This is a genomic window from Sphingomonas fuzhouensis, from assembly GCF_034659795.1.
Classification (GTDB): Bacteria; Pseudomonadota; Alphaproteobacteria; order Sphingomonadales; family Sphingomonadaceae; genus Sphingomonas; species Sphingomonas fuzhouensis.
The window spans coordinates 347,234-365,049 of the sequence record NZ_JAXSQY010000001.1; the positions used below are offsets into that span (position 1 = coordinate 347,234).

General features: G+C 66.2%; 23 protein-coding genes. 18 read left to right on the top strand and 5 right to left on the bottom strand.

The features are described from left to right. Nucleotides 1–16: 16 nt before the first annotated feature. Both U1H82_RS01700 and U1H82_RS01705 read left to right on the top strand, forming a co-directional pair. Entirely contained in the window at nucleotides 17–664 is a 648-nt protein-coding gene (locus U1H82_RS01700) for a sigma-70 family RNA polymerase sigma factor (RefSeq protein WP_322963194.1), read from the top strand. 110 nt (nucleotides 665–774) lie between these two features. Continuing rightward, nucleotides 775–1,779, top strand: a complete 1,005-nt coding sequence (locus U1H82_RS01705) for a DUF6624 domain-containing protein (protein ID WP_322963195.1) — start codon at nucleotides 775–777, stop codon at nucleotides 1,777–1,779. A 5-nt stretch (nucleotides 1,780–1,784) separates the two neighbouring features. On the opposite strand, the gene U1H82_RS01710 is transcribed toward U1H82_RS01705, so the two are convergent. After that, nucleotides 1,785–1,949, bottom strand: coding sequence for a hypothetical protein (locus tag U1H82_RS01710; protein ID WP_322963196.1), 165 nt, complete (start codon nucleotides 1,947–1,949; stop codon nucleotides 1,785–1,787). 112 nt (nucleotides 1,950–2,061) lie between these two features. Here U1H82_RS01710 and U1H82_RS01715 point away from each other — a divergent pair, with 112 nt between their 5' ends. The 7 genes from U1H82_RS01715 to U1H82_RS01745 all read left to right on the top strand — a co-directional run bounded on the left by U1H82_RS01715 (nucleotide 2,062) and on the right by U1H82_RS01745 (nucleotide 8,728). Then, nucleotides 2,062–4,737: a bifunctional [glutamine synthetase] adenylyltransferase/[glutamine synthetase]-adenylyl-L-tyrosine phosphorylase gene (locus U1H82_RS01715; protein WP_322963197.1), complete on the top strand. Its 2,676-nt coding sequence runs from the start codon at nucleotides 2,062–2,064 to the stop codon at nucleotides 4,735–4,737. Then, entirely contained in the window at nucleotides 4,721–5,179 is a 459-nt protein-coding gene (locus U1H82_RS01720) for a peroxiredoxin (RefSeq protein WP_322963198.1), read from the top strand. Before U1H82_RS01715 ends, U1H82_RS01720 begins: the two co-directional genes overlap by 17 nt. After that, a complete protein-coding gene (locus U1H82_RS01725; protein WP_322963199.1) occupies nucleotides 5,176–6,000 on the top strand; it encodes a ferritin-like domain-containing protein in 825 nt (274 codons plus the stop codon). Before U1H82_RS01720 ends, U1H82_RS01725 begins: the two co-directional genes overlap by 4 nt. Before the next feature lie 138 nt (nucleotides 6,001–6,138). Beyond that, complete coding sequence (locus U1H82_RS01730; protein WP_375339477.1) at nucleotides 6,139–6,843, top strand: M23 family metallopeptidase; 705 nt, start codon at nucleotides 6,139–6,141, stop codon at nucleotides 6,841–6,843. 199 nt (nucleotides 6,844–7,042) lie between these two features. Further along, the gene (erpA, locus tag U1H82_RS01735; RefSeq protein ID WP_322963202.1) at nucleotides 7,043–7,381 is read left to right on the top strand and encodes an iron-sulfur cluster insertion protein ErpA; all 339 of its coding nucleotides are present in this window, start codon (nucleotides 7,043–7,045) and stop codon (nucleotides 7,379–7,381) included. A gap of 1 nt (nucleotide 7,382) precedes the next feature. Continuing rightward, nucleotides 7,383–8,156, top strand: a complete 774-nt coding sequence (xth, locus tag U1H82_RS01740; protein ID WP_322963203.1) for an exodeoxyribonuclease III — start codon at nucleotides 7,383–7,385, stop codon at nucleotides 8,154–8,156. Between the two features lie 161 nt (nucleotides 8,157–8,317). Further along, nucleotides 8,318–8,728 carry a hypothetical protein gene (locus tag U1H82_RS01745; protein ID WP_322963204.1) on the top strand — a complete coding sequence of 137 codons (411 nt, stop codon included), beginning with the start codon at nucleotides 8,318–8,320 and terminating at the stop codon, nucleotides 8,726–8,728. A 58-nt stretch (nucleotides 8,729–8,786) separates the two neighbouring features. On the opposite strand, the gene U1H82_RS01750 is transcribed toward U1H82_RS01745, so the two are convergent. Both U1H82_RS01750 and U1H82_RS01755 read right to left on the bottom strand, forming a co-directional pair. Beyond that, the gene (locus U1H82_RS01750) at nucleotides 8,787–9,047 is read right to left on the bottom strand and encodes an SWIB/MDM2 domain-containing protein (RefSeq protein ID WP_307100197.1); all 261 of its coding nucleotides are present in this window, start codon (nucleotides 9,045–9,047) and stop codon (nucleotides 8,787–8,789) included. 56 nt (nucleotides 9,048–9,103) lie between these two features. After that, complete coding sequence (locus U1H82_RS01755; RefSeq protein WP_322963205.1) at nucleotides 9,104–9,307, bottom strand: hypervirulence associated TUDOR domain-containing protein; 204 nt, start codon at nucleotides 9,305–9,307, stop codon at nucleotides 9,104–9,106. Nucleotides 9,308–9,415: 108 nt separating this feature from the next. Between U1H82_RS01755 and U1H82_RS01760 the strand changes: the two genes are divergently transcribed. From U1H82_RS01760 to U1H82_RS01800, 9 genes are all read left to right on the top strand, one after another. After that, on the top strand, nucleotides 9,416–10,528 hold the full coding sequence (locus U1H82_RS01760; protein WP_322963206.1) for an S-(hydroxymethyl)glutathione dehydrogenase/class III alcohol dehydrogenase: 1,113 nt from the start codon (nucleotides 9,416–9,418) through the stop codon (nucleotides 10,526–10,528). Beyond that, nucleotides 10,528–10,914 carry a VOC family protein gene (locus tag U1H82_RS01765; RefSeq protein WP_322963207.1) on the top strand — a complete coding sequence of 129 codons (387 nt, stop codon included), beginning with the start codon at nucleotides 10,528–10,530 and terminating at the stop codon, nucleotides 10,912–10,914. Before U1H82_RS01760 ends, U1H82_RS01765 begins: the two co-directional genes overlap by 1 nt. Next, on the top strand, nucleotides 10,914–11,297 hold the full coding sequence (locus U1H82_RS01770) for a VOC family protein (protein WP_322963208.1): 384 nt from the start codon (nucleotides 10,914–10,916) through the stop codon (nucleotides 11,295–11,297). Before U1H82_RS01765 ends, U1H82_RS01770 begins: the two co-directional genes overlap by 1 nt. Then, entirely contained in the window at nucleotides 11,294–12,154 is an 861-nt protein-coding gene (gene purU / locus U1H82_RS01775; RefSeq protein WP_322963209.1) for a formyltetrahydrofolate deformylase, read from the top strand. Before U1H82_RS01770 ends, purU begins: the two co-directional genes overlap by 4 nt. After that, nucleotides 12,151–12,990, top strand: coding sequence for an S-formylglutathione hydrolase (fghA, locus tag U1H82_RS01780; protein ID WP_322963210.1), 840 nt, complete (start codon nucleotides 12,151–12,153; stop codon nucleotides 12,988–12,990). The genes purU and fghA overlap by 4 nt, the downstream gene beginning before the upstream one ends. A 97-nt stretch (nucleotides 12,991–13,087) precedes the next feature. Next, nucleotides 13,088–13,714 (top strand): GTP cyclohydrolase I FolE, encoded by a 627-nt coding sequence (gene folE / locus U1H82_RS01785; RefSeq protein ID WP_322963211.1) that lies wholly within the window; start codon nucleotides 13,088–13,090, stop codon nucleotides 13,712–13,714. Continuing rightward, the gene (locus U1H82_RS01790) at nucleotides 13,711–14,457 is read left to right on the top strand and encodes an SDR family oxidoreductase (protein WP_322963213.1); all 747 of its coding nucleotides are present in this window, start codon (nucleotides 13,711–13,713) and stop codon (nucleotides 14,455–14,457) included. The genes folE and U1H82_RS01790 overlap by 4 nt, the downstream gene beginning before the upstream one ends. Next, nucleotides 14,454–14,807 carry a dihydroneopterin aldolase gene (locus U1H82_RS01795; protein WP_322963214.1) on the top strand — a complete coding sequence of 118 codons (354 nt, stop codon included), beginning with the start codon at nucleotides 14,454–14,456 and terminating at the stop codon, nucleotides 14,805–14,807. Before U1H82_RS01790 ends, U1H82_RS01795 begins: the two co-directional genes overlap by 4 nt. Nucleotides 14,808–14,921: 114 nt before the next feature. Further along, on the top strand, nucleotides 14,922–16,367 hold the full coding sequence (locus U1H82_RS01800; protein ID WP_322963215.1) for a porin: 1,446 nt from the start codon (nucleotides 14,922–14,924) through the stop codon (nucleotides 16,365–16,367). A 76-nt stretch (nucleotides 16,368–16,443) separates the two neighbouring features. On the opposite strand, the gene U1H82_RS01805 is transcribed toward U1H82_RS01800, so the two are convergent. Continuing rightward, nucleotides 16,444–16,914 carry a hypothetical protein gene (locus U1H82_RS01805; protein ID WP_322963216.1) on the bottom strand — a complete coding sequence of 157 codons (471 nt, stop codon included), beginning with the start codon at nucleotides 16,912–16,914 and terminating at the stop codon, nucleotides 16,444–16,446. Between the two features lie 45 nt (nucleotides 16,915–16,959). Then, entirely contained in the window at nucleotides 16,960–17,760 is an 801-nt protein-coding gene (locus U1H82_RS01810) for a hypothetical protein (RefSeq protein ID WP_322963217.1), read from the bottom strand. Nucleotides 17,761–17,816 lie beyond the last annotated feature (56 nt).

Here is a 17,816-nt window from a genome sequence, read left to right on the forward strand (position 1 = left end):
CGACGATCGGATTTTCATGACGCAGCCACTGACGCGGGACGAATTCGAGGACGACGCACCCGCTGCGCCCGTCGAGCACGTCGCGCTGCCCGATTCCGAGTTCAAGGCGGAACTGGCCCGCGTGATTCCCCATCTCCGCGCCTTTGGCCGGTCGCTGTCGGGCAGCCGCGATCTGGCCGACGATCTGGTGCAGGAAACGCTGCTCAAGGCCTGGGCGGCGCGCAAGCGTTTCCAGGCGGGCACCAATATGCGCGCCTGGACCTTCATCATCCTGCGCAATCTCTATCTCTCCCAGATGCGCCGGGCGCGCTTCAAGGGCGAGTGGGACGATCTGGTTGCCGACCGTATCCTGGCGGCGCCCGCCAGCCAGGATCGCCATGTCGAGCTGGGCGATATGCAGCGTGCGCTGATGCACCTGCCGCAGCCGCAGCGCGAGGCGTTGATCTTGGTCGGTGCAGGCGGCTTTGCTTACGAAGAAGCGGCCGAAATCTGCAACGTCGCGGTCGGCACGATCAAGAGCCGTGTCGCGCGTGGCCGGGTCGCGCTGGAGGCGATTCTGACCGAAGGCTCGCTGCCGTCGCGGCGTGAGCATGAGACGGATAGCAGCAAGACCGCGCTCGACAGCATCATGGGTGATGTCGACCAGTTGAGCGGCGGGCGGTAAACGCTTTTTATTGTCGGAAAGAAATAGCCGTCCCGGTTTCTATCGGGGCGGCTTTTTGTGTCGGGCGTGATTTTCTTGACAGCGATCGCGTAACTTTGTCCGATCCGTCAATGCGCGTCCTGACCCTGATCTTTTCGCTCTTTCTATTGACCGCTGCTACGCCGCCGGTCCCGGATGTCGTGAAGCCCTATATCGACGGTGGTCGTTTTAATCCGGGCGATTACAAATGGATGAAGGGGCGGTTCGCGGATGCGACCGCCGCCGAGAAGGCACAGGCCAAGCAAGTTCAGGCATGGCTGATGGCCTGTTACGAATCGGATTTGGCGCAGGTCCGTACCGAACTTCGGGCCTTGGGCGTGGTCGATCCCAAGATGAACAACAATGCCGGTCGCGATCCCCTGTGCGCCCAGGTCGGCTTTGCGCCTGATCCGACCCGCTGGCCCAGTTTCGAAGCATTCCAGCGCTCGGTCCAAGAGGCGACGCCGATCGCCGACACATATCTGATGGCGGTCAACGTCGCCAAGACCATGGGGGCGGCCCATACGCCGAAGCTGCATGACATTCTGGTGGCGCGTCCGCTCGCCGAACAGATGTTGCGTGTGGGTGCGGGCTGGGGCGAGGGGGATATGGCCAAGGCGCCGCCGGTATCCGAGGATGTCAAAGCCGTGATCGTCTCACGCATCGGTACGGCGAATGCGCTTGAAGATCATGAAAATACCGAATGGCTCAAGGCGCTGGTTGCCAGGAACGGCTGGCCGAAGCGGTCGGAGGTCGGCGAGGATGCCGCCGAGCAGGCTTGGTTGCTCGCGCAACATGCCGATGCCGATCCGGCCTTTCAGCTGAGCGTATTGCGCGCGATGGAGCCGCTCGTGCCGAGCGGCGAGGTGTCGAAGAGCGATTACGCCTATCTATACGACCGCGTGATGCTGAAGATCGCTGGCAAACAGCGTTACGGGACCCAGGCCATGTGCCTGAAGGGCAGGCGTTTGGCGCAGCCGCTGGAGGATGAAACGGCGGTGGACCGGTTGCGGGCGGGGGTAGGGCTCGATCCGTTGGCCAGCTATCTGAAGAATATGGACGCCAGCTACGGCCATTGCCCGCCGGACAGGCAATAGCGGCATCAGGACGGCCGGGACCGCCGATCCAGCCGCGCCAGCAACCGCACCCAATGATTCGGCAACCGCATCGGCTCCGAATAGGCCGAGCGCAGCGCGCAGCCGACATCGTCGGTGCGCTGCGGTGCGCGGACGATGCGGATGTCGCTGGTCCCAGGTTCGGTGCTCATCATGGCAACATAACCGATCACTGCTTGACAAGTTGCAAATCCTCTGAAGCGATCCTGTTAACCTTGTTGAAAGTCGTTTGTCGGCGAGGACAGGCGGCGTAGAAGCAGGTCTATGAACCCTCCGTCCTTGTCCACCTTGCCCGATGCCGTGGCGCGTGCGCGTCGGCATTCGTCGTTTCTGGCCATGCTGCTCGACCGGGAGCCGGAGATCGAGGCCAGGGCGCGGGAGGGCGTGCTGCTCGAACCCTCGCCGCTCACCGCCGATTTGCCCATCGGCATCGCGCTGCGCCGGGAGCGGCGGGCCCTGGCGCTGACCTTGGCGCTGGGCGATCTGGCGGGGCTCTATGACCTGACCGACGTCACCCACCGGCTGACCGATTTCGCCGATCGCGCGCTGACTCGGGCGATCCGCGCCGCGATCGAGGAGCGCACGCCGGGGGCGGAGCCGGTCGGTTTCGCCGCCATCGCGCTCGGCAAGCAGGGAAGCCGCGAACTGAATTATTCGTCGGATATCGACCCGATCCTGATCTTCGATCCGCAGACGCTCCCCCGCCGCCCGCGCGAGGAGCCCGAGGATGCGGCGGTGCGGATCGGCAAGCGGGTGGTCGAACTGCTCCAGGCGCGCGATGGCGAGGGTTATGTGCTGCGCGTCGACCTGCGGCTGCGCCCCTCGCCCGAGGCGACGCCGATCGCGATTCCGGTGGAGGGCGCGATCGCCTATTATGAAAGCCAGGCGCTGACCTGGGAGCGGGCGGCGTTCATCCGGGCGCGGGCGGCGGCGGGCGATCTGGCACTGGGGCAGCGGTTCCTTGACGCCATCCGCCCGTTCGTCTGGCGGCGTGCGCTGGACTTCGGCGCCGTGGGCGAGATTCGCGACCTGACGCGCCGCATCCGCGATCACCATGCGCAGGGGCAGGCGATGGGGCCGGGCTATGACCTGAAGCGCGGGCGCGGGGGCATTCGCGAGATCGAGTTCTTCGCGCAAATCCACCAGCTGATCCATGGCGGGCGCGATCTGGCGCTGCGGGCGCCCGCGACCCGCGATGCGCTGGCGAGGCTGGCGGAGGCGGGGCGGATCGATGCGGGCGATGCGGCGATCCTGACCGACGCCTATGTCCTGCTGCGCACTATCGAGCACCGGGTGCAGATGATCGACGACCGCCAGACTCATCAATTGCCGATCGGCGACGGGTTGCCCCGTGTCGCGCAACTCCATGGGCTGGCGGATGGCGAGGCACTGGTGGCAATGCTGGCGCCGGTGACGGCACAGGTCGGGCGGCTCTATGATGCGTTGGATGCCGACGAACGGCCGCGCCTGCCGCACGATCCGGTCCTGCTGAACGCGCGGCTGGTGGCGGCGGGCCTGCGCGACCCGGAGGCGGCGGCGCGGCGGATCGCGGCTTGGCGGGGCGGGGACTATGCGGCGCTGCGCAGCCCGGCGGCGCGCGAGGCGCTGGACGCGGTGCTGCCGACCCTGGTCGAGGCGCTGGGCGAGGCCCCCGATCCCGACGCCGCGTTGCTCAAGCTCGATTCGCTGTTCGAGCGGATGACGAGCGCGATCAACATCTTCCGTCTGCTGGAAGCACGACCGGCACTCGCCAGTCTGACCGTCGCGATTCTCAGCCATGCGACACCACTGGCCGCCGAACTGGCGCGGCGTCCGGCCCTGCTCGACGGGCTGATCGACGCCTCTGCCTTTGAGCCGTTGCCCGCCGTCAAATTCCTCGAACGCGCGATGCGCGGCGGCGAGAGCGGCCAGGATTATCAGGATCGGCTGGACCATGTCCGCCGCGTGGTCGGCGAATTGCGCTTCGCCCTGGGCGCACAGATCGTCGCCGGGCGGGCCGATCCGTTGGAGGTGGCGGGCGGCTATGCCCGCGTCGCCGAAGCGGCGGTGGGGGTCCTGGCGCAGGCGACGGTGGACGAATTCGTTGCCACGCATGGTCGGGTGCCGGGCAGCGAGCTGGTGATTCTGGCGCTGGGCCGGATGGGTGGCGCGGCACTCACCCATGCCTCGGACCTCGACCTCGTCTATCTGTTCACCGGCGATTTCGCCGCCGAGTCGGATGGGCCAAAGCCGCTGGGCGCGACCCTCTATTATAACAGGCTGGCGCAGCGGGTGACGGCGGCGCTGTCGGTGCCGACCCAGGCGGGGCCGCTCTATCCGGTGGACACCAGGCTGCGGCCGTCGGGCACGCAGGGCCCGCTGGTCGTCTCGGTCGAAAGCTTCGCGCGCTATCAACGCGAAGACGCCTGGACCTGGGAGCATATGGCCCTGACCCGCGCGCGGCCGATCTTCGGCTCGACGGAGGCGCGCGTAGAGGTGTCCGCGATCATCGCCGATGTGCTGAACGGCAACCGACCCGCCCGCGACGTGGCGACCGAGGCGGGCGAGATGCGCGCCGAGATGGCACGCCACAAACCGCCGCAGGGGCCGCTCGACATCAAGCTGCTGCCCGGCGGACTGGTCGATCTGGAGTTCGCGGTGCACCGGGCGCAGCTGATCCATCGGAGCGGCTTCGACCCCGATCTGGGCGTGGCGATCGCGGCATTGGTCGCAGGCGGCTTGATGCCGCCGTCCATGGTCCAGGCGCATGACGTGCTGACTCGTGCGCTGGTCGCGTTCCGCCTGCTGGTGCCCGATGGGCAGGAGCCGCCCGAGCCCACCCGCCCGCTGATCGCGCGCGCCATGGGCCTGTCCGACTGGGCGGCGGTGGTTGCCACGCTGGAGGCGACGCGGCAGGAGGTGGCCCAGGTCTGGCAAGGAGGCAATGATGCAGCAGGGTGACGCAATTCCGCCGGTGACGGTCAAGACCGCGAACGACGAACCGCTCGCACTGGGCGATCAGACCGGGCCGTTGGTGGTCTATTTCTATCCCAAGGACGACACGAGCGGCTGCACGCGCGAGGCACAAGACTTCACCGCCCTGGCCAGGGCGTTCGAACAGGCGGGCGTGCGGGTGATCGGCATCTCCAAGGACAGCCCGGCCAAGCACCGCAAATTCGCCGAGAAACATGCGCTGACCATCGAACTCGCCAGTGACGAGGACGGCACCGCCTGCGAGGCGTTCGGCGTGTGGGGCGAGAAGAAGCTCTACGGCAAGACCTATATGGGGATCGAGCGCGCGACCTTCCTGTTCGGCCGTGACGGCAAGCTCACGCAGAGCTGGCGCAAGGTGACGGTGCCTGGCCATGCCGAGGCCGTGCTGGAGGCGGCGCGCGCGCTTTGACGACGATCGCCCAGGCCTGCGCAGCCGTCCTGCGCGAAAGTGACCCGCTCGCCAAGGTTCGGGCCGCGCGGGCGGTGGCGCGCGGCTGGCGTCGGGGAGCGCTGGCGCATGCGTTCGACGTAGCCATGCCCGATGCGCCGGGGCGGCCCGACCGGCCCGAATTGCTGCCGCCCAACCGGATGCCCAAGCGCGGGCGGGGTGGGTCGGAAAAGGGGCGGATCGCGTTGCTCCACGCGCTGGCGCATATCGAGTTCGCGGCGATCGACCTGGCCTTCGACGCGGCGGGGCGGTTTGGCGGGCAGTTTCCACGTACCTTCGTCGACGACTGGATTTCGGTGGGCGCGGACGAGGCGATGCATTTCGCGGTGCTGCATCGCCGGTTGAAGACTTTGGGCTCGGGTTACGGCGAGCTGCCGGCCCATGCCGGGCTCTGGGAAGCGGCGGAGGAAACGGCGCACGATGCCATGGCGCGGCTCGCCGTCGTGCCGATGGTGCTGGAGGCGAGGGGGCTGGATGTCACGCCGGAGACGGTCGCCCGCTTCCGCGCCGGGGGTGACGAGCCGTCCGCGCGCATCCTCAACCGCATCTATACCGACGAAATCCGGCATGTCGGATTCGGCGCCAAGTGGTTCGGATATCTGGCCGCCGGGCATGACATCGCGCCCGCCGAACACTGGCGGATGCTGGTCCGCCGCCATTTTCGCGGGGTCGTTAAGCCACCGTTCAACGTTTCGGCGCGCGATACAGCCGGTCTGACGCGCGATTTCTATGCGCCCCTTGCGGACGAGGAACCCATAAAGGCACAAGCTGACCGACTGTAACGCGGTGGGGCTGCGCAACAGCATAGGATGAACGAAGCCGGGCTATTCCGACTGCGGGATCGTGCGGCGACAAGGGTTCGGGGATCGATGAGTCAGTTTCTATTCTCGGGTAAATCGATTGCATCGCGCGTCCGGTCTGTGTTCGTTGTCGCTGTGACGATCGGCCTGTCGGGCCAGATGGCGATGGCGGCACCGGTTCCGGCGCACAGCGCGCCGCATGCCCCTGCCGCCCCCAAGGCCTCGACCGCTGTGGGCGGCGAGTTCATCCCCGCCAATAGCGCCGAAGCCTCGGCCGACCTTCGTACCGACCAGCAGTTCCGCACTCTGTTCCAGACCTGGAAGAAGATGGATGCGCGGCCGAACGGCGTAATCGCCATCCCCTCGGTCCACCCGGTCGAAAAGCTTCAGTTCACCAGCAATTTCGGTATCCGTTCCGACCCGTTCCGCGGCACCGCCGCGATGCATGCCGGGGTCGATATTCCGGGTCCGGTCGGCACCCCGATCTACGCGACCGCCGACGGCATCGTCGATCATGCCAGCTGGCAGGGTGGCTATGGCAACATGGTCGAGATCAACCATGGCAAGGGCATTGCGACCCGCTATGGCCACCTCTCGAAGATTCTCGTCGCCGATGGCGCGCACGTCACGCGCGGCCAACTGATCGCACTGATGGGCTCGACCGGCCGTTCGACCGGTCCGCACCTTCATTACGAAGTCCGCATGGACGGTCATGCCGTCAATCCGGTGCCCTTCCTGACCACCGGCGACTATCTGACCGCGTCGCAGGATCATGCGATCCATCAGATTCCCGTCTCGACCGACGGCCCCGCCGCGCAGGACTAAATTCTTCAATTCCTCCCCAAGCTGTGCTTGGGGAGGGGGACCATCGCAACGCGATGGTGGAGGGGCATGGGCGGTCGCGGTATATTTCCCGCCACCGTGACACCCCTCCGTCAGACCTTCGGTCTGCCACCTCCCCTTGCAGGGGAGGAATAGCGCGATCGGGATTGCCCCAGTCGGCCCCCGCGCCTATCTCACCCCCATGGCCACCAGCATTTCCGAAATCGCGCTGACCCCGGCCGCCGCGGCTCGCGTCGCGACGATCGCCGAGCGGCAGAACAAGCCCGCCATCCTGCGTCTGTCGGTCGAAGGCGGCGGTTGTTCGGGCTTCCAGTACAAGTTCGGCTTGGCCGATGCGCCAGCCGAAGACGATGCCGTTGCCCAGACCGATGGCGTCACGCTGGTTGTCGACAGCATCAGCCTGGACCTGGTCCGGGGGGCGCAGGTCGATTATGTCGAATCGCTCGGCGGCGCGGCGTTTCAGGTGAAGAACCCCAACGCGGCCTCGGGCTGCGGTTGCGGCACCAGCTTCTCGGTCTGACGTGAAGATCACCACCTATAACGTCAACGGGATCAAGGCCCGTCTGCCGCGCCTGCTCGAATATCTGGCCGAGGCGGATGCGGACATCGTCTGTCTTCAGGAGCTGAAGGCCAGCGACGAGACCTTTCCGATCAAGGACATCGAGGCCGCCGGATATGGCGCGGTCTGGCATGGCCAGAAGAGCTGGAACGGCGTCGCCGTCCTCGCGCGTGGCACCCAGCCGGTCGAGCGGCAGCGCGGGCTGGCGGGCGAGGATGAGGACGAGCATAGCCGCTACCTCGAATGCGCGGTGAATGGGCTGGTCGTCGCATCGCTCTATCTGCCCAACGGCAATCCGCAGCCGGGGCCGAAATTCGATTACAAGCTGCGCTGGATGGAGCGGCTGGCGACCCGTGCGCGCGTATTGCTGGCGGAGGAAGTGCCCGCGGTGCTGGCCGGGGATTACAACGTCATCCCCAATGACGACGATACCTTCTCGGTCCCTGCCATGGCGAGCGACGCGCTGATGCAGCCGGAGAGCCGCCAGGCCTATCGCCGGTTGCTGGCGCAAGGCTGGACAGACTCGCTGCGGACACGCGCGCCCAAGGGCGGGGTTTGGACCTTTTGGGACTATCAGGCCGGGTCGTGGCAGCGCGATGCGGGGTTCCGCATCGACCATCTGCTGCTCAGCCCGCAGGCCGCCGACCGGCTGGTCGATGCGGGTGTCGACAAAAGCTATCGCGGACGCGAAAAGGCCAGCGATCATGCCCCGACCTGGGTAAAGTTGCGGGACTGATAATTCCTCCCCTGTAAGGGGAGGTGGCAGGCCGAAGGCCTGACGGAGGGGTGTCACGGCCGATGGCGTGAACCATCGCTGGCGGTTACACCCCTCCACCACCGCTTCGCGGCGGTCCCCCTCCCCTTCCAGGGGAGGAATTACTGGAACAGAAACCGTCTATGCGCCGTGCCGCTTTCCTGTTGCTCCTCAGCCTCTCGCTGGCCGCGTGCCAGCAAAATAGCCGTGCCGACGACCGTCTGGCGGATGCCGACGCGCAGGAACGCGCGCGCCAGGAAAAGGCGGCCAAGGACATGGTCGCGCAGACCGAGGATCAGGTGCGGGTAAAAATGCTGGAACAGCGCGTCGCCGCGCTGGAGGCACAGGTGGCTGCGATGCAGGGGGATCGCAAGCTGCTGGATGCCCAACTGGTCGAGCAAAGGCTGAACCAGATTGAGGCGAGCCGTGTGGGGGCGGACAATCCGGCACCCTCGGCAACACCGACGCCATCGCCATCGCGACCGAAGGATCGCGCGCCGTCTCCGGCCGCGACACCGCCCGCGCGCAAGCCGCTGGTCCTGGACCTGCGGTAACCGGCAGCGCGAGCGGGGAAGGGTGTGCCCCGGCATGGCGGCCGGGGCGGAAGAAGGCTTACTTCTTCAGGTGCGCCGAGATGAACTTGTTCATCTCGAACATGGTGCACTTGTCCTTGCCGAACACCTTCTTCAGCTTGTCGTCGGCCAGGATTTCCCGCTTGTTTTCCGGGTTCTGCAGGTTGTTGGCCTTGATATAGTCCCACACCTTGCTGATGACCTGGCTGCGCGGCAGCTTATCGTTGCCGACGATCGCGCCCAGTTCCTCGGACGGCTGGACCGGGGCGTGGATGCCGGTGCCCGTGGTTGCGGTGGCCATGATGTTCCTTCCTATAATCCTTCAGCATCCCGGCCCTTTGGCGGGACGCGCGTGAATCACGCTTTCTTCAGCGCGTCCGCCTTGTGCGCTGCCTTTCCGCCATTGTCACTCTCTACTATGTATTGCGGCGCATCCTTCGATGCGCGGACGGTGTGGCCCTTGATGGTCGTGTCGCTGGTCTGCTTCTTGACGACCTTGCCCTCGGCGGTGCTGCCATGGCTGTTCCATTCGACATGGTCGCCCTTTTTGAACTTGGTCATCGTCGCTCTCCTGACTGGTGATCCGCATCAATCCGCCGGGGCGTTCGTTGGTTGCACATGCGCGCCGGTCGGGGCATCAGGGCGACCAGCCAAGGAGACCGTGACCCCATGAAAACCCGCGCAGCCGTCGCCTTCGAGGCCAAGAAGCCGCTCGAAATCGTCGAACTCGATCTGGAAGGCCCCAAGGCCGGTGAAGTCCTGGTCGAGATCATGGCGACAGGCATCTGCCATACCGATGCCTATACGCTCGACGGCTTCGACAGCGAAGGCATCTTCCCCAGCGTGCTGGGCCATGAAGGCTGCGGCATCGTGCGCGAGGTCGGTGCGGGCGTGACCAGCGTGGTGCCGGGCGACCATGTCATCCCGCTCTACACGCCCGAATGCCGTCAGTGTAAGTCGTGCCTGTCGGGCAAGACGAACCTGTGCACCGCGATCCGTGCGACGCAAGGCAAGGGCCTGATGCCCGACGGCACGACCCGGTTCAGCTATAAGGGCCAGCCGATCTTCCATTATATGGGCTGCTCGACCTTCTCGAACTTCACCGTCCTGCCCGAGATTGCGGTCGCCAAGATCCGCGAGGACGCGCCGTTCGACACCAGCTGTTATATCGGTTGCGGCGTGACGACGGGCGTGGGCGCGGTGGTCAACACCGCCAAGGTCCAGCCGGGCGAGAATATCGTCGTCTTCGGGCTGGGCGGCATCGGCCTGAACGTGATCCAGGGCGCCAAGCTGGCGGGCGCGGGCCGGATCATCGGCGTCGACATCAACCCCGGCCGTGAGGAATGGGGCCGCCGTTTCGGCATGACCCACTTCCTCAACTCCAAGGGGCTGAGCCGCGAAGAGACGATCGCCAAGATTCTCGAACTCACCGATGGCGGCGCGGACTATAGCTTCGACGCGACCGGCAATACCGAGGTGATGCGCACCGCGCTGGAATCCTGTCACCGGGGCTGGGGCACCTCGATCATCATCGGCGTGGCCGAGGCGGGCAAGGAGATCAGCACCCGGCCGTTCCAGCTGGTCACGGGCCGCAACTGGCGCGGCACCGCGTTCGGCGGCGCGCGGGGGCGCACCGACACGCCCAAGATCGTCGACTGGTATATGAACGGCAAGATCGAGATCGACCCGATGATTACCCACCGCCTGACCCTGGAGGAGATCAACAAGGGCTTCGACCTGATGCATGCGGGCGAGAGCATCCGCAGCGTGGTGATCTTCTGATGTTCAGCCATGTCATGCTGGGGGCCGACGACATCGCCGCGGCCAAGCGCTTCTATGACGCGACCCTGGGTGTGCTGGGCGCGCCGGAGGGTGTGATCGATGCGGCGGGGCGGCTGGTCTATAGCCATAAGGGCGCGCGCTTCCTGATCTCGAAGCCGATCAATGGCGAGCCTGCCACCTATGCCAACGGTGCGACGCTGGGCTTTGCGATGGAATCGCCGGAGCAGGCCGATGCCTGGTATGCCGCAGGCCTCGCGCATGGCGGCACCGCGATCGAGGACCCGCCCGGCATCCGCAACGTGCCCGTCGGCAAGGTCTATCTGGCTTACTTGCGCGATCCGACCGGCAACAAGCTGTGCGCGCGGCACCTGGTGGAGGCGAACTGATGTATACGCATGTCATGGTCGGATCGAACGACATCGCGCGATCCAAGGCGTTCTATGACGCGCTGTTCGGCGCGCTGGGCGGTGAGCCGGGGATGCAGATGGGCGAGCGCATTCTGTATCGGCACAATGGCGCGGCCTTCATGGTGACGCGGCCGATCGATGGAGAGGCGGCGACCTTCGCCAATGGCGGCACGATCGGGCTGGGCGCGGCCGATCCGGCGCAGCTCGATGCCGCGCATGCGGCGGGTGTGGCGCATGGCGGCACCGCGATCGAAGCGCCGGTGGGCGAGCGTCAGACGCCGATGGGCCGCGCCTATCTTGGCTATCTGCGTGACCCGGACGGCAACAAGTTGTGTCTGGGCTGTCGCCTCCCTGCCGCATGAGCGACGGCTATATCCTGACGCTGGCGTGTCAGGACCGGGTCGGCATCGTCGCCGCCGTGTCGGGGGCGCTTGCCGGGATCGACGGGTTCATCCTCGACAGCCAGCAATATGCCGATCTGGAGACGGGGCGCTTCTTCCTGCGCATCGTCTTTACCGGGCAGGGGGAGCGGTTCCCCGTGTCAGTCGAAGGGGTGCGGGACGCGCTGGCCAAACCGGCGGCGCGGTTCGGCTTCGACTGGCATGTCGCGCCCGCCACAGAGCGGCCCCGGATGCTGATCGCGGTGTCGAAGGGCTCGCATTGCCTGAACGACCTGCTGCATCGCTGGCGGACCAACACGCTGCCGGTGGAGATCGTCGGCGTCGTCTCCAACCACGATAATTTGCGTCCGCTGGTCGAGTGGCATGGGCTGCCCTGGCATCACCTGCCGGTAAGCGATGTGAACCGGGCCGAGCAGGAGGCGGCGATGCTCGCCCTGATGGAGAGCACGCGGGCCGATTATCTCGTCCTCGCCCGCTATATGCAGGTGCTGGGCGAGCGGCTGGTCGCCGCGCTGCCGGGCAGGTGCATCAACATCCATCACAGCTTCCTGCCCGGCTTCAAGGGCGCGCAGCCCTATCACCGGGCGCACGCACGCGGGGTGAAGTTGATCGGTGCGACCGCACATTTCGTGACCGCCGACCTCGACGAAGGGCCGATCATCGAACAGGCGGTGGAGCGGGTCGATCATCGCGCCAGCGTCGACGACCTGATCCGCATCGGCCGCGATATCGAGGCGCAGGTGCTGGCCCGCGCGGTCGCCTGGGTGGGCGAGCGGCGGGTCTTCCTCAATGACAACCGGACGGTGGTGTTCCGATGACGATCGAGACGATTTCGACCTCCAGGGCGCATGGCGGCGTGCAGGGCGTGTATGCGCATGACAGCGCGGCAACGGGCACGCGCATGACCTTCTCGGTCTTCGTGCCCGAGCATGAGGCGGGTGAAACGCTGCCCGTCCTCTGGTATCTGTCGGGCCTCACCTGCACCCATGCCAATGTCACCGACAAGGGCGAGTTCCGGGCGCCTTGCGCCGAACACCGGGTGATCTTCATCGCGCCCGACACCTCGCCGCGTGGTGAGGGCGTGGCGAATGACGACGCCTATGACATGGGGCAGGGCGCGGGCTTCTATGTCGATGCGACGCAAGATCCCTGGGCGAAGCATTTCCAGATGCGGACCTATATCGAGCAGGAATTGCCCGCGCTGATCGCCGAGCATTTCCCGGTTGCGGACATGGGGGCGCAAGGGATCACCGGCCATTCGATGGGTGGGCATGGTGCACTGACCATTGGCCTGCGCAACCCGGCCCGTTTCCGCAGCGTGTCGGCCTTCGCCCCCATCGTCGCGCCAAGCCAAGTGCCGTGGGGCGAGAAGGCGCTGGGCGGCTATCTGGGGCCGGACCGCGCCGCGTGGCGACAGGCGGATGCGGTCGCGTTGATCGAGGACGGGGCGCGGCTGCCCGACCTGCTGGTCGATCAGGGCGATGCCGACCCGTTCCTGACCGAGCAGTTGCGCCCGGAACTGCTGGCGGCGGCCTGTGACAAGGCCGGGATCGCGCTGACCCTGCGGATGCAGCCGGGCTATGACCATAGCTATAACTTCATCTCGACCTTCATGGCGGACCATGTCGCCTGGGCGGCGGCGCGGTTGCGGTAGGGGCTGTCGCAGGCGAGGCGGAGCGATACGGGGCTGCCGGTTTTGCACCGCGGCAATCGATCCGCTATCGCACCGACTTTGGCATGAAGGACGGAATATGAGCTGCGCGCACGGCGACCCGGACGATGGCGACCTGATGGGCGAGGACGGCAAGATCGCGGTCCCCGATCATGTGGCAGAGGCCATCCGCACGCTGATCGCCTGGGCGGGCGACGATCCCACCCGCGAAGGACTGGTCGACACGCCCAAGCGCGTCGCACGGGCATGGCGCGAATATTGCGCAGGCTATGGCGACGATCCCGCTGTCCATCTGTCGCGGGTGTTCGAGGAAGTCGGCGGCTATGACGAGATCGTGCTGCTGAAGGACATTCCGTTCCAGTCGCATTGCGAGCACCACATGGCCCCGATCATCGGCCGTGCGCATATCGCCTATCTGCCGCGCAACCATGTCGTCGGCATCTCCAAGCTCGCCCGCGTGCTGCACGGCTTTGCCCGCCGGTTGCAGGTGCAGGAGCGGCTGACCGCCGAGGTCGCCGACTGCATCTGGGAGAATCTCAAGCCGCTGGGCGTCGCGGTGGTGATCGAGGCGACGCATGGCTGCATGACGTCGCGCGGGGTCCGCACGCCGGGCGTGTCGATGGTGACCAGCCGGATGATGGGCGTGTTCCGCGAGGATGACCGCAGCCGCAAGGAAGTCCTGTCGCTGATGGGGCTGGACGGATGACGCGCCGCACCGTGCTGGTGACCGGCGCGGCCAGGCGGCTGGGCGCAAGCATCGCCCGGCGGCTGGCGGCGGACGGGCATCGGCCGGTGATCCATTATAACGGCTCGGCCGATGAAGCGGCGGCGCTCGCGGTCGAACTGAATGCGCCGATGGTGCAGGGCGACCTGTCCGTACCGGACGGGATCGATACCCTTTTCGCCCGTGCCCGCGCGGCGGCGGGCGGGCCGATCGACGGGCTGGTCAACAGCGCCTCGGCCTTTCTGTTCGATCGCCCACCCCATACCGACCCGGATTTGATGGCGAAGCTGTACGCGATCAACGCGGCCACGCCTGCCTTGCTCGCCTCTGCGCTGGCGCGCCAGGACGATGTGGCGGACGGCGCGGTGGTCGATATCCTTGACCAGAAGATCGCCAATCCGAACCCCGATTTCTTCGCCTATAGCTGCGCCAAGTTCGCCTTGGCCGGGGCGAACATCATGCTGGCGCAGGCGCTGGGGCCCCGCATCGCGGTCAATGCGGTCGCGCCGGGCCTGACCCTGCAAAGTGGCGACCAGAGCGACGAAGAGTTCGCCGAGGCCGCGACCAAGAACCTGCTCGGCCGCCCGATCGGCGCGACGGCCGTGGCGGAGGCGGTATCCTTCCTGCTGACCGCGCATGATATTCGCGGCCAGACGCTATACGTCGATTGCGGTCAGCGTTTCTGTCGCCGCGACGGCGATGTCATGTTCGAGGGGCGGGGATGAGCGCGACCTATACGATCCTGCTCGACGAGCTGAGCTTCGCGATGCGTCTGGGCATCCACCCGCATGAGGTCGAGCCCCAGCCGATCACGCTGTCGGTGGCGATGACCATCACCTATCCTGCCGCGCCCAGTGCCGACCGGATCGAGGACGTGCTGGATTACGACTTCCTGCGCGACGGCATTTTGGCGATGGCGAAAGGCCCCGGCTTCGCGCTGCAGGAAAGCCTGTGCGAGTCGGTGGCGGCACTGTGCCTGGCCGACCCGCGTGTGACGAAGGTCAAGGTCCGGTCGATGAAGACCGGCATCTATCCCGATGCGTGCGTCGGCTGCGAGATCGAACGGCACCGTTGACGCCTCCGGCGCTGTCACGGAAATATCATCGCACTGTCATCAATCTGTTGCGAAAGGGGCCGGAGCCGTCCTAAGTCGCCGCCGCAAACAGGGCGGAAAAACAGTACGGTGATCATGTCGAGACCCCAGCGGGCCCATTACTGGGTCGCCGTCGCCATGTTGCTGGCAAGCTGTCCGGTGCCCGCCGCCGCACAGACCGTGCAGGAATTGCAGCGCCAGATCGACGAGCTGAAGGCGCAGATCAAGGCACTGACCGAGGCGCAAAAGGGGGTGGCGACCGCCGCCGCTTCGACGCCCGCCGTTGCGCCCGTCTCTGCACCCACGCCGCAGGTCACCGCTTCGACGCCCGCGCCATCTCCGGCTGCATCCCCACGCGTGGCGGCCGTTGCCAAGCCGCCTTCCGCCCATGCGCCTTGGTATGAGCGGATGCGGCTGCGCGGCTATACCCAGCTTCGCTACAACGCCGTGCTGGACGAGCATGAGCCGCTGTCCGACACCGGATCGCGATTGCGCTCGGTCCATGATGCCTCGATCAACGACGATGGCGGCTTTCTGCTGCGTCGGGTCCGGCTGGTGTTGCAGGGCGACATTACCGACCGGCTGCAACTCTATTTCCAGCATGATTTCGGCGCGGCGGTGAACAACCAGTCGAGCACCGAGCGGCGCGAGAATTTCGGCCAGTTGCGCGACGTCTATGTGGACTGGTTCCTCGACCCCGAACGCCGCCTGCGCTTGCGCTTCGGCCAGTCCAAGGTGCCGTTCGGCTGGGAGAATCTGCAAAGCTCGTCCAACCGCCTGCCGCTCGATCGATCCGATGCGATCAACAGCGGCGTACCCGGCGAGCGCGATGTCGGGATCAACGCCTATTACACCCCGGCGCCGGTCCAGGCGATCTGGGACCGGCTGACCAAGAACAAGCAGAAGCTGTTCGGCAATTACGGCGCGTTCGGCGTCGCGCTGTATAACGGTCAGGGGACCAACCGGACCGAGCGCAACGACAGTCTGATGAAGGTCGCCATGGCCACCTGGCCCTTTGCGCTCGACGGGCTGGGGCCGTTGTTCGAAGGACAGGTGCTGGAGCTTGGCGGCTCGGCCATTTTCAACCGCTATCGCCCGGAATTGCGCAGCGGCGGCATCAGTCCGATCAGCTACCGGGACGACCGGGTCGGCTTCCACGCGATCCTCTATCCGCAGCCCTTCGGCATCCAGACCGAATGGACCACCGGCTGGGGACCGCAATATGACAGCGGCCTGCGCATGGTGCGCAGCCAGCGGCTGGGCGGCGGCTATGTCCAGCTGATGACCGATCTGGGCCCGACTCCGATCGGCCGCGCCATCCCCTATGTCCGGTGGCAACGCTATCGCGGCGGGTGGAAACCCAATGTCGATGCGCCGCGCCTGGAAACCGACGAATGGGAATTGGGCACGGAAATCCAGTTGGTCGAGGCGCTGGAACTGACACTGGCCTATGCGCGAATGGAGCGGGGTGAAGCGGATTCGCGGCGGACCGGCCGCGCGACGGGCGATTTGATCCGGACCCAGCTGCAATTCACCTATTAGGGCCGGGTCGACGACATGGTCCGGACCGATGCATGGGCGCGGCTGCGGAATTCTGCGGTTACATGCGATACTTAGGTTAGGAAACCATCAGGCTTTGAAATGGCCCATCGCGTACCCATCCCCGACGGGTGCGGACATATTTCCCGACATATGCGGCTCCACAAAGGCCCGTGCATGAATAGCCCAAACTGACTGTGGCATGTCGCCCGTCAGCGGACAGTTTCGGAATACCCACCGAATAGATTGCTGCGGGCAGCCGCGGAACCTCGCCCATCATTGGTTCGACCCCACTGGCGCGCTCGCGCGCATCGTCATCGGCTGGCGAGTAGCCGTGCGGAATCGCCAGTCTCAACTTCGGGCATATTGTCAAAAGATTGGGCCTGTCGGGCTTTAATTCGCCGAAATAGGCGGGAATTTTCGGATTGTGGTTGATCGATGGCAGGTCGCGCATTGCCGCGGCCCCGGCCGCGCAAATGGCGCCAGAGCGCGGCGGCGTTGTGGCGTGCGACATGATGACGAGGGTGGCGATTATCATCAACACGGCCATTCTCCCTTGAAACAATGATCGACGGTGCCAGACCGGACTTAATTCTTAGTCACCGCCGCTCTTGGTGGTGAAGTCGATGCGGATACGCACCCATTCGCCGATCATCTCCTTGCCGTTGATGCGCGGAGCCCGGATGCGGAATTGCCACGCGGCCTCGCGCATCGCCCGGCCCAGGCCGGAGCCGAGTGGCGACTCGCCCAGGACCTGGCAATTCTCGACGCGGTAGTCTGGGATGGTGCGGCAGGCGATCAGGGCCCAGCCGCCATCGGGTGGCGGGCTGCGCAGATAGCCATTCAGTTCGGCATTGGACGGGCGGCGCGGGAACCATTCGGCATTGTAGAGCCGCCTGCCGCCCGGACCTTCGCCGGGGCCATAGGCCGATGCGCTGTCCTGGCCCCGGTCGTCCCCCATGCTCGACCCGACGCCCTTGCCTTCCCCCTTGGGGAGGGCCCCGATATCGCCCGCCGCGAACAGCGACTTGTCCCCCCATTGCCACGGCGTCGGCGCGGAGGTGTCGGCCTGTTTCTCGGTCGGCGGGGTGGGGGTGTCGGGGCGCTTTGCCGTCACCGGCGCCTTGGAGCCACCCGCCGCCGCGGGCTTCTTGGTCGCGGTGCGGGTCTTTGGCACCGGCGCGCCCGACTGCTTGTCGTCGGGCGAGACGGAGAAGGTGTTGAGCGCCGAGGATTTCTCCGGGTCGATCAGCTTGGGGGCCAGATGGAAGAGCAGCGAGGCGAGCAGCAGATGCGCCAGCACGGTGAGCGTGATCGACGCACCCCGCTCACGCAGTTTCTCGCGGTAGCGTTCGGGGATGAACGCCCAGCGTGACGGAGGGGCGGCGACGCTCATGATGCGGGCGCCCCTCCATCTGCGACCTTGCCCTTCCGGGTAAGAAAAAACGACGC

Bases quoted from the DNA above. Each gene is read 5' to 3' on its own strand.
- erpA (WP_322963202.1), top strand. From the start codon at position 7,043: ATGGCCACCAGCATTTCCGAAATCGCGCTGACCCCGGCCGCCGCGGCT.
- U1H82_RS01795 (WP_322963214.1), top strand. From the start codon at position 14,454: ATGAGCGCGACCTATACGATCCTGCTCGACGAGCTGAGCTTCGCGATG.
- U1H82_RS01790 (WP_322963213.1), top strand. From the start codon at position 13,711: ATGACGCGCCGCACCGTGCTGGTGACCGGCGCGGCCAGGCGGCTGGGC.
- U1H82_RS01745 (WP_322963204.1), top strand. From the start codon at position 8,318: ATGCGCCGTGCCGCTTTCCTGTTGCTCCTCAGCCTCTCGCTGGCCGCG.
- U1H82_RS01720 (WP_322963198.1), top strand. From the start codon at position 4,721: ATGATGCAGCAGGGTGACGCAATTCCGCCGGTGACGGTCAAGACCGCG.
- U1H82_RS01765 (WP_322963207.1), top strand. From the start codon at position 10,528: ATGTTCAGCCATGTCATGCTGGGGGCCGACGACATCGCCGCGGCCAAG.
- U1H82_RS01805 (WP_322963216.1), bottom strand. From the start codon at position 16,914: ATGGCCGTGTTGATGATAATCGCCACCCTCGTCATCATGTCGCACGCC.
- folE (WP_322963211.1), top strand. From the start codon at position 13,088: ATGAGCTGCGCGCACGGCGACCCGGACGATGGCGACCTGATGGGCGAG.
- U1H82_RS01760 (WP_322963206.1), top strand. From the start codon at position 9,416: ATGAAAACCCGCGCAGCCGTCGCCTTCGAGGCCAAGAAGCCGCTCGAA.
- U1H82_RS01755 (WP_322963205.1), bottom strand. From the start codon at position 9,307: ATGACCAAGTTCAAAAAGGGCGACCATGTCGAATGGAACAGCCATGGC.
- U1H82_RS01750 (WP_307100197.1), bottom strand. From the start codon at position 9,047: ATGGCCACCGCAACCACGGGCACCGGCATCCACGCCCCGGTCCAGCCG.
- U1H82_RS01700 (WP_322963194.1), top strand. From the start codon at position 17: ATGACGCAGCCACTGACGCGGGACGAATTCGAGGACGACGCACCCGCT.
- purU (WP_322963209.1), top strand. From the start codon at position 11,294: ATGAGCGACGGCTATATCCTGACGCTGGCGTGTCAGGACCGGGTCGGC.
- U1H82_RS01800 (WP_322963215.1), top strand. From the start codon at position 14,922: ATGTCGAGACCCCAGCGGGCCCATTACTGGGTCGCCGTCGCCATGTTG.
- U1H82_RS01705 (WP_322963195.1), top strand. From the start codon at position 775: ATGCGCGTCCTGACCCTGATCTTTTCGCTCTTTCTATTGACCGCTGCT.
- U1H82_RS01715 (WP_322963197.1), top strand. From the start codon at position 2,062: ATGAACCCTCCGTCCTTGTCCACCTTGCCCGATGCCGTGGCGCGTGCG.
- U1H82_RS01810 (WP_322963217.1), bottom strand. From the start codon at position 17,760: ATGAGCGTCGCCGCCCCTCCGTCACGCTGGGCGTTCATCCCCGAACGC.
- U1H82_RS01710 (WP_322963196.1), bottom strand. From the start codon at position 1,949: ATGAGCACCGAACCTGGGACCAGCGACATCCGCATCGTCCGCGCACCG.
- fghA (WP_322963210.1), top strand. From the start codon at position 12,151: ATGACGATCGAGACGATTTCGACCTCCAGGGCGCATGGCGGCGTGCAG.
- U1H82_RS01770 (WP_322963208.1), top strand. From the start codon at position 10,914: ATGTATACGCATGTCATGGTCGGATCGAACGACATCGCGCGATCCAAG.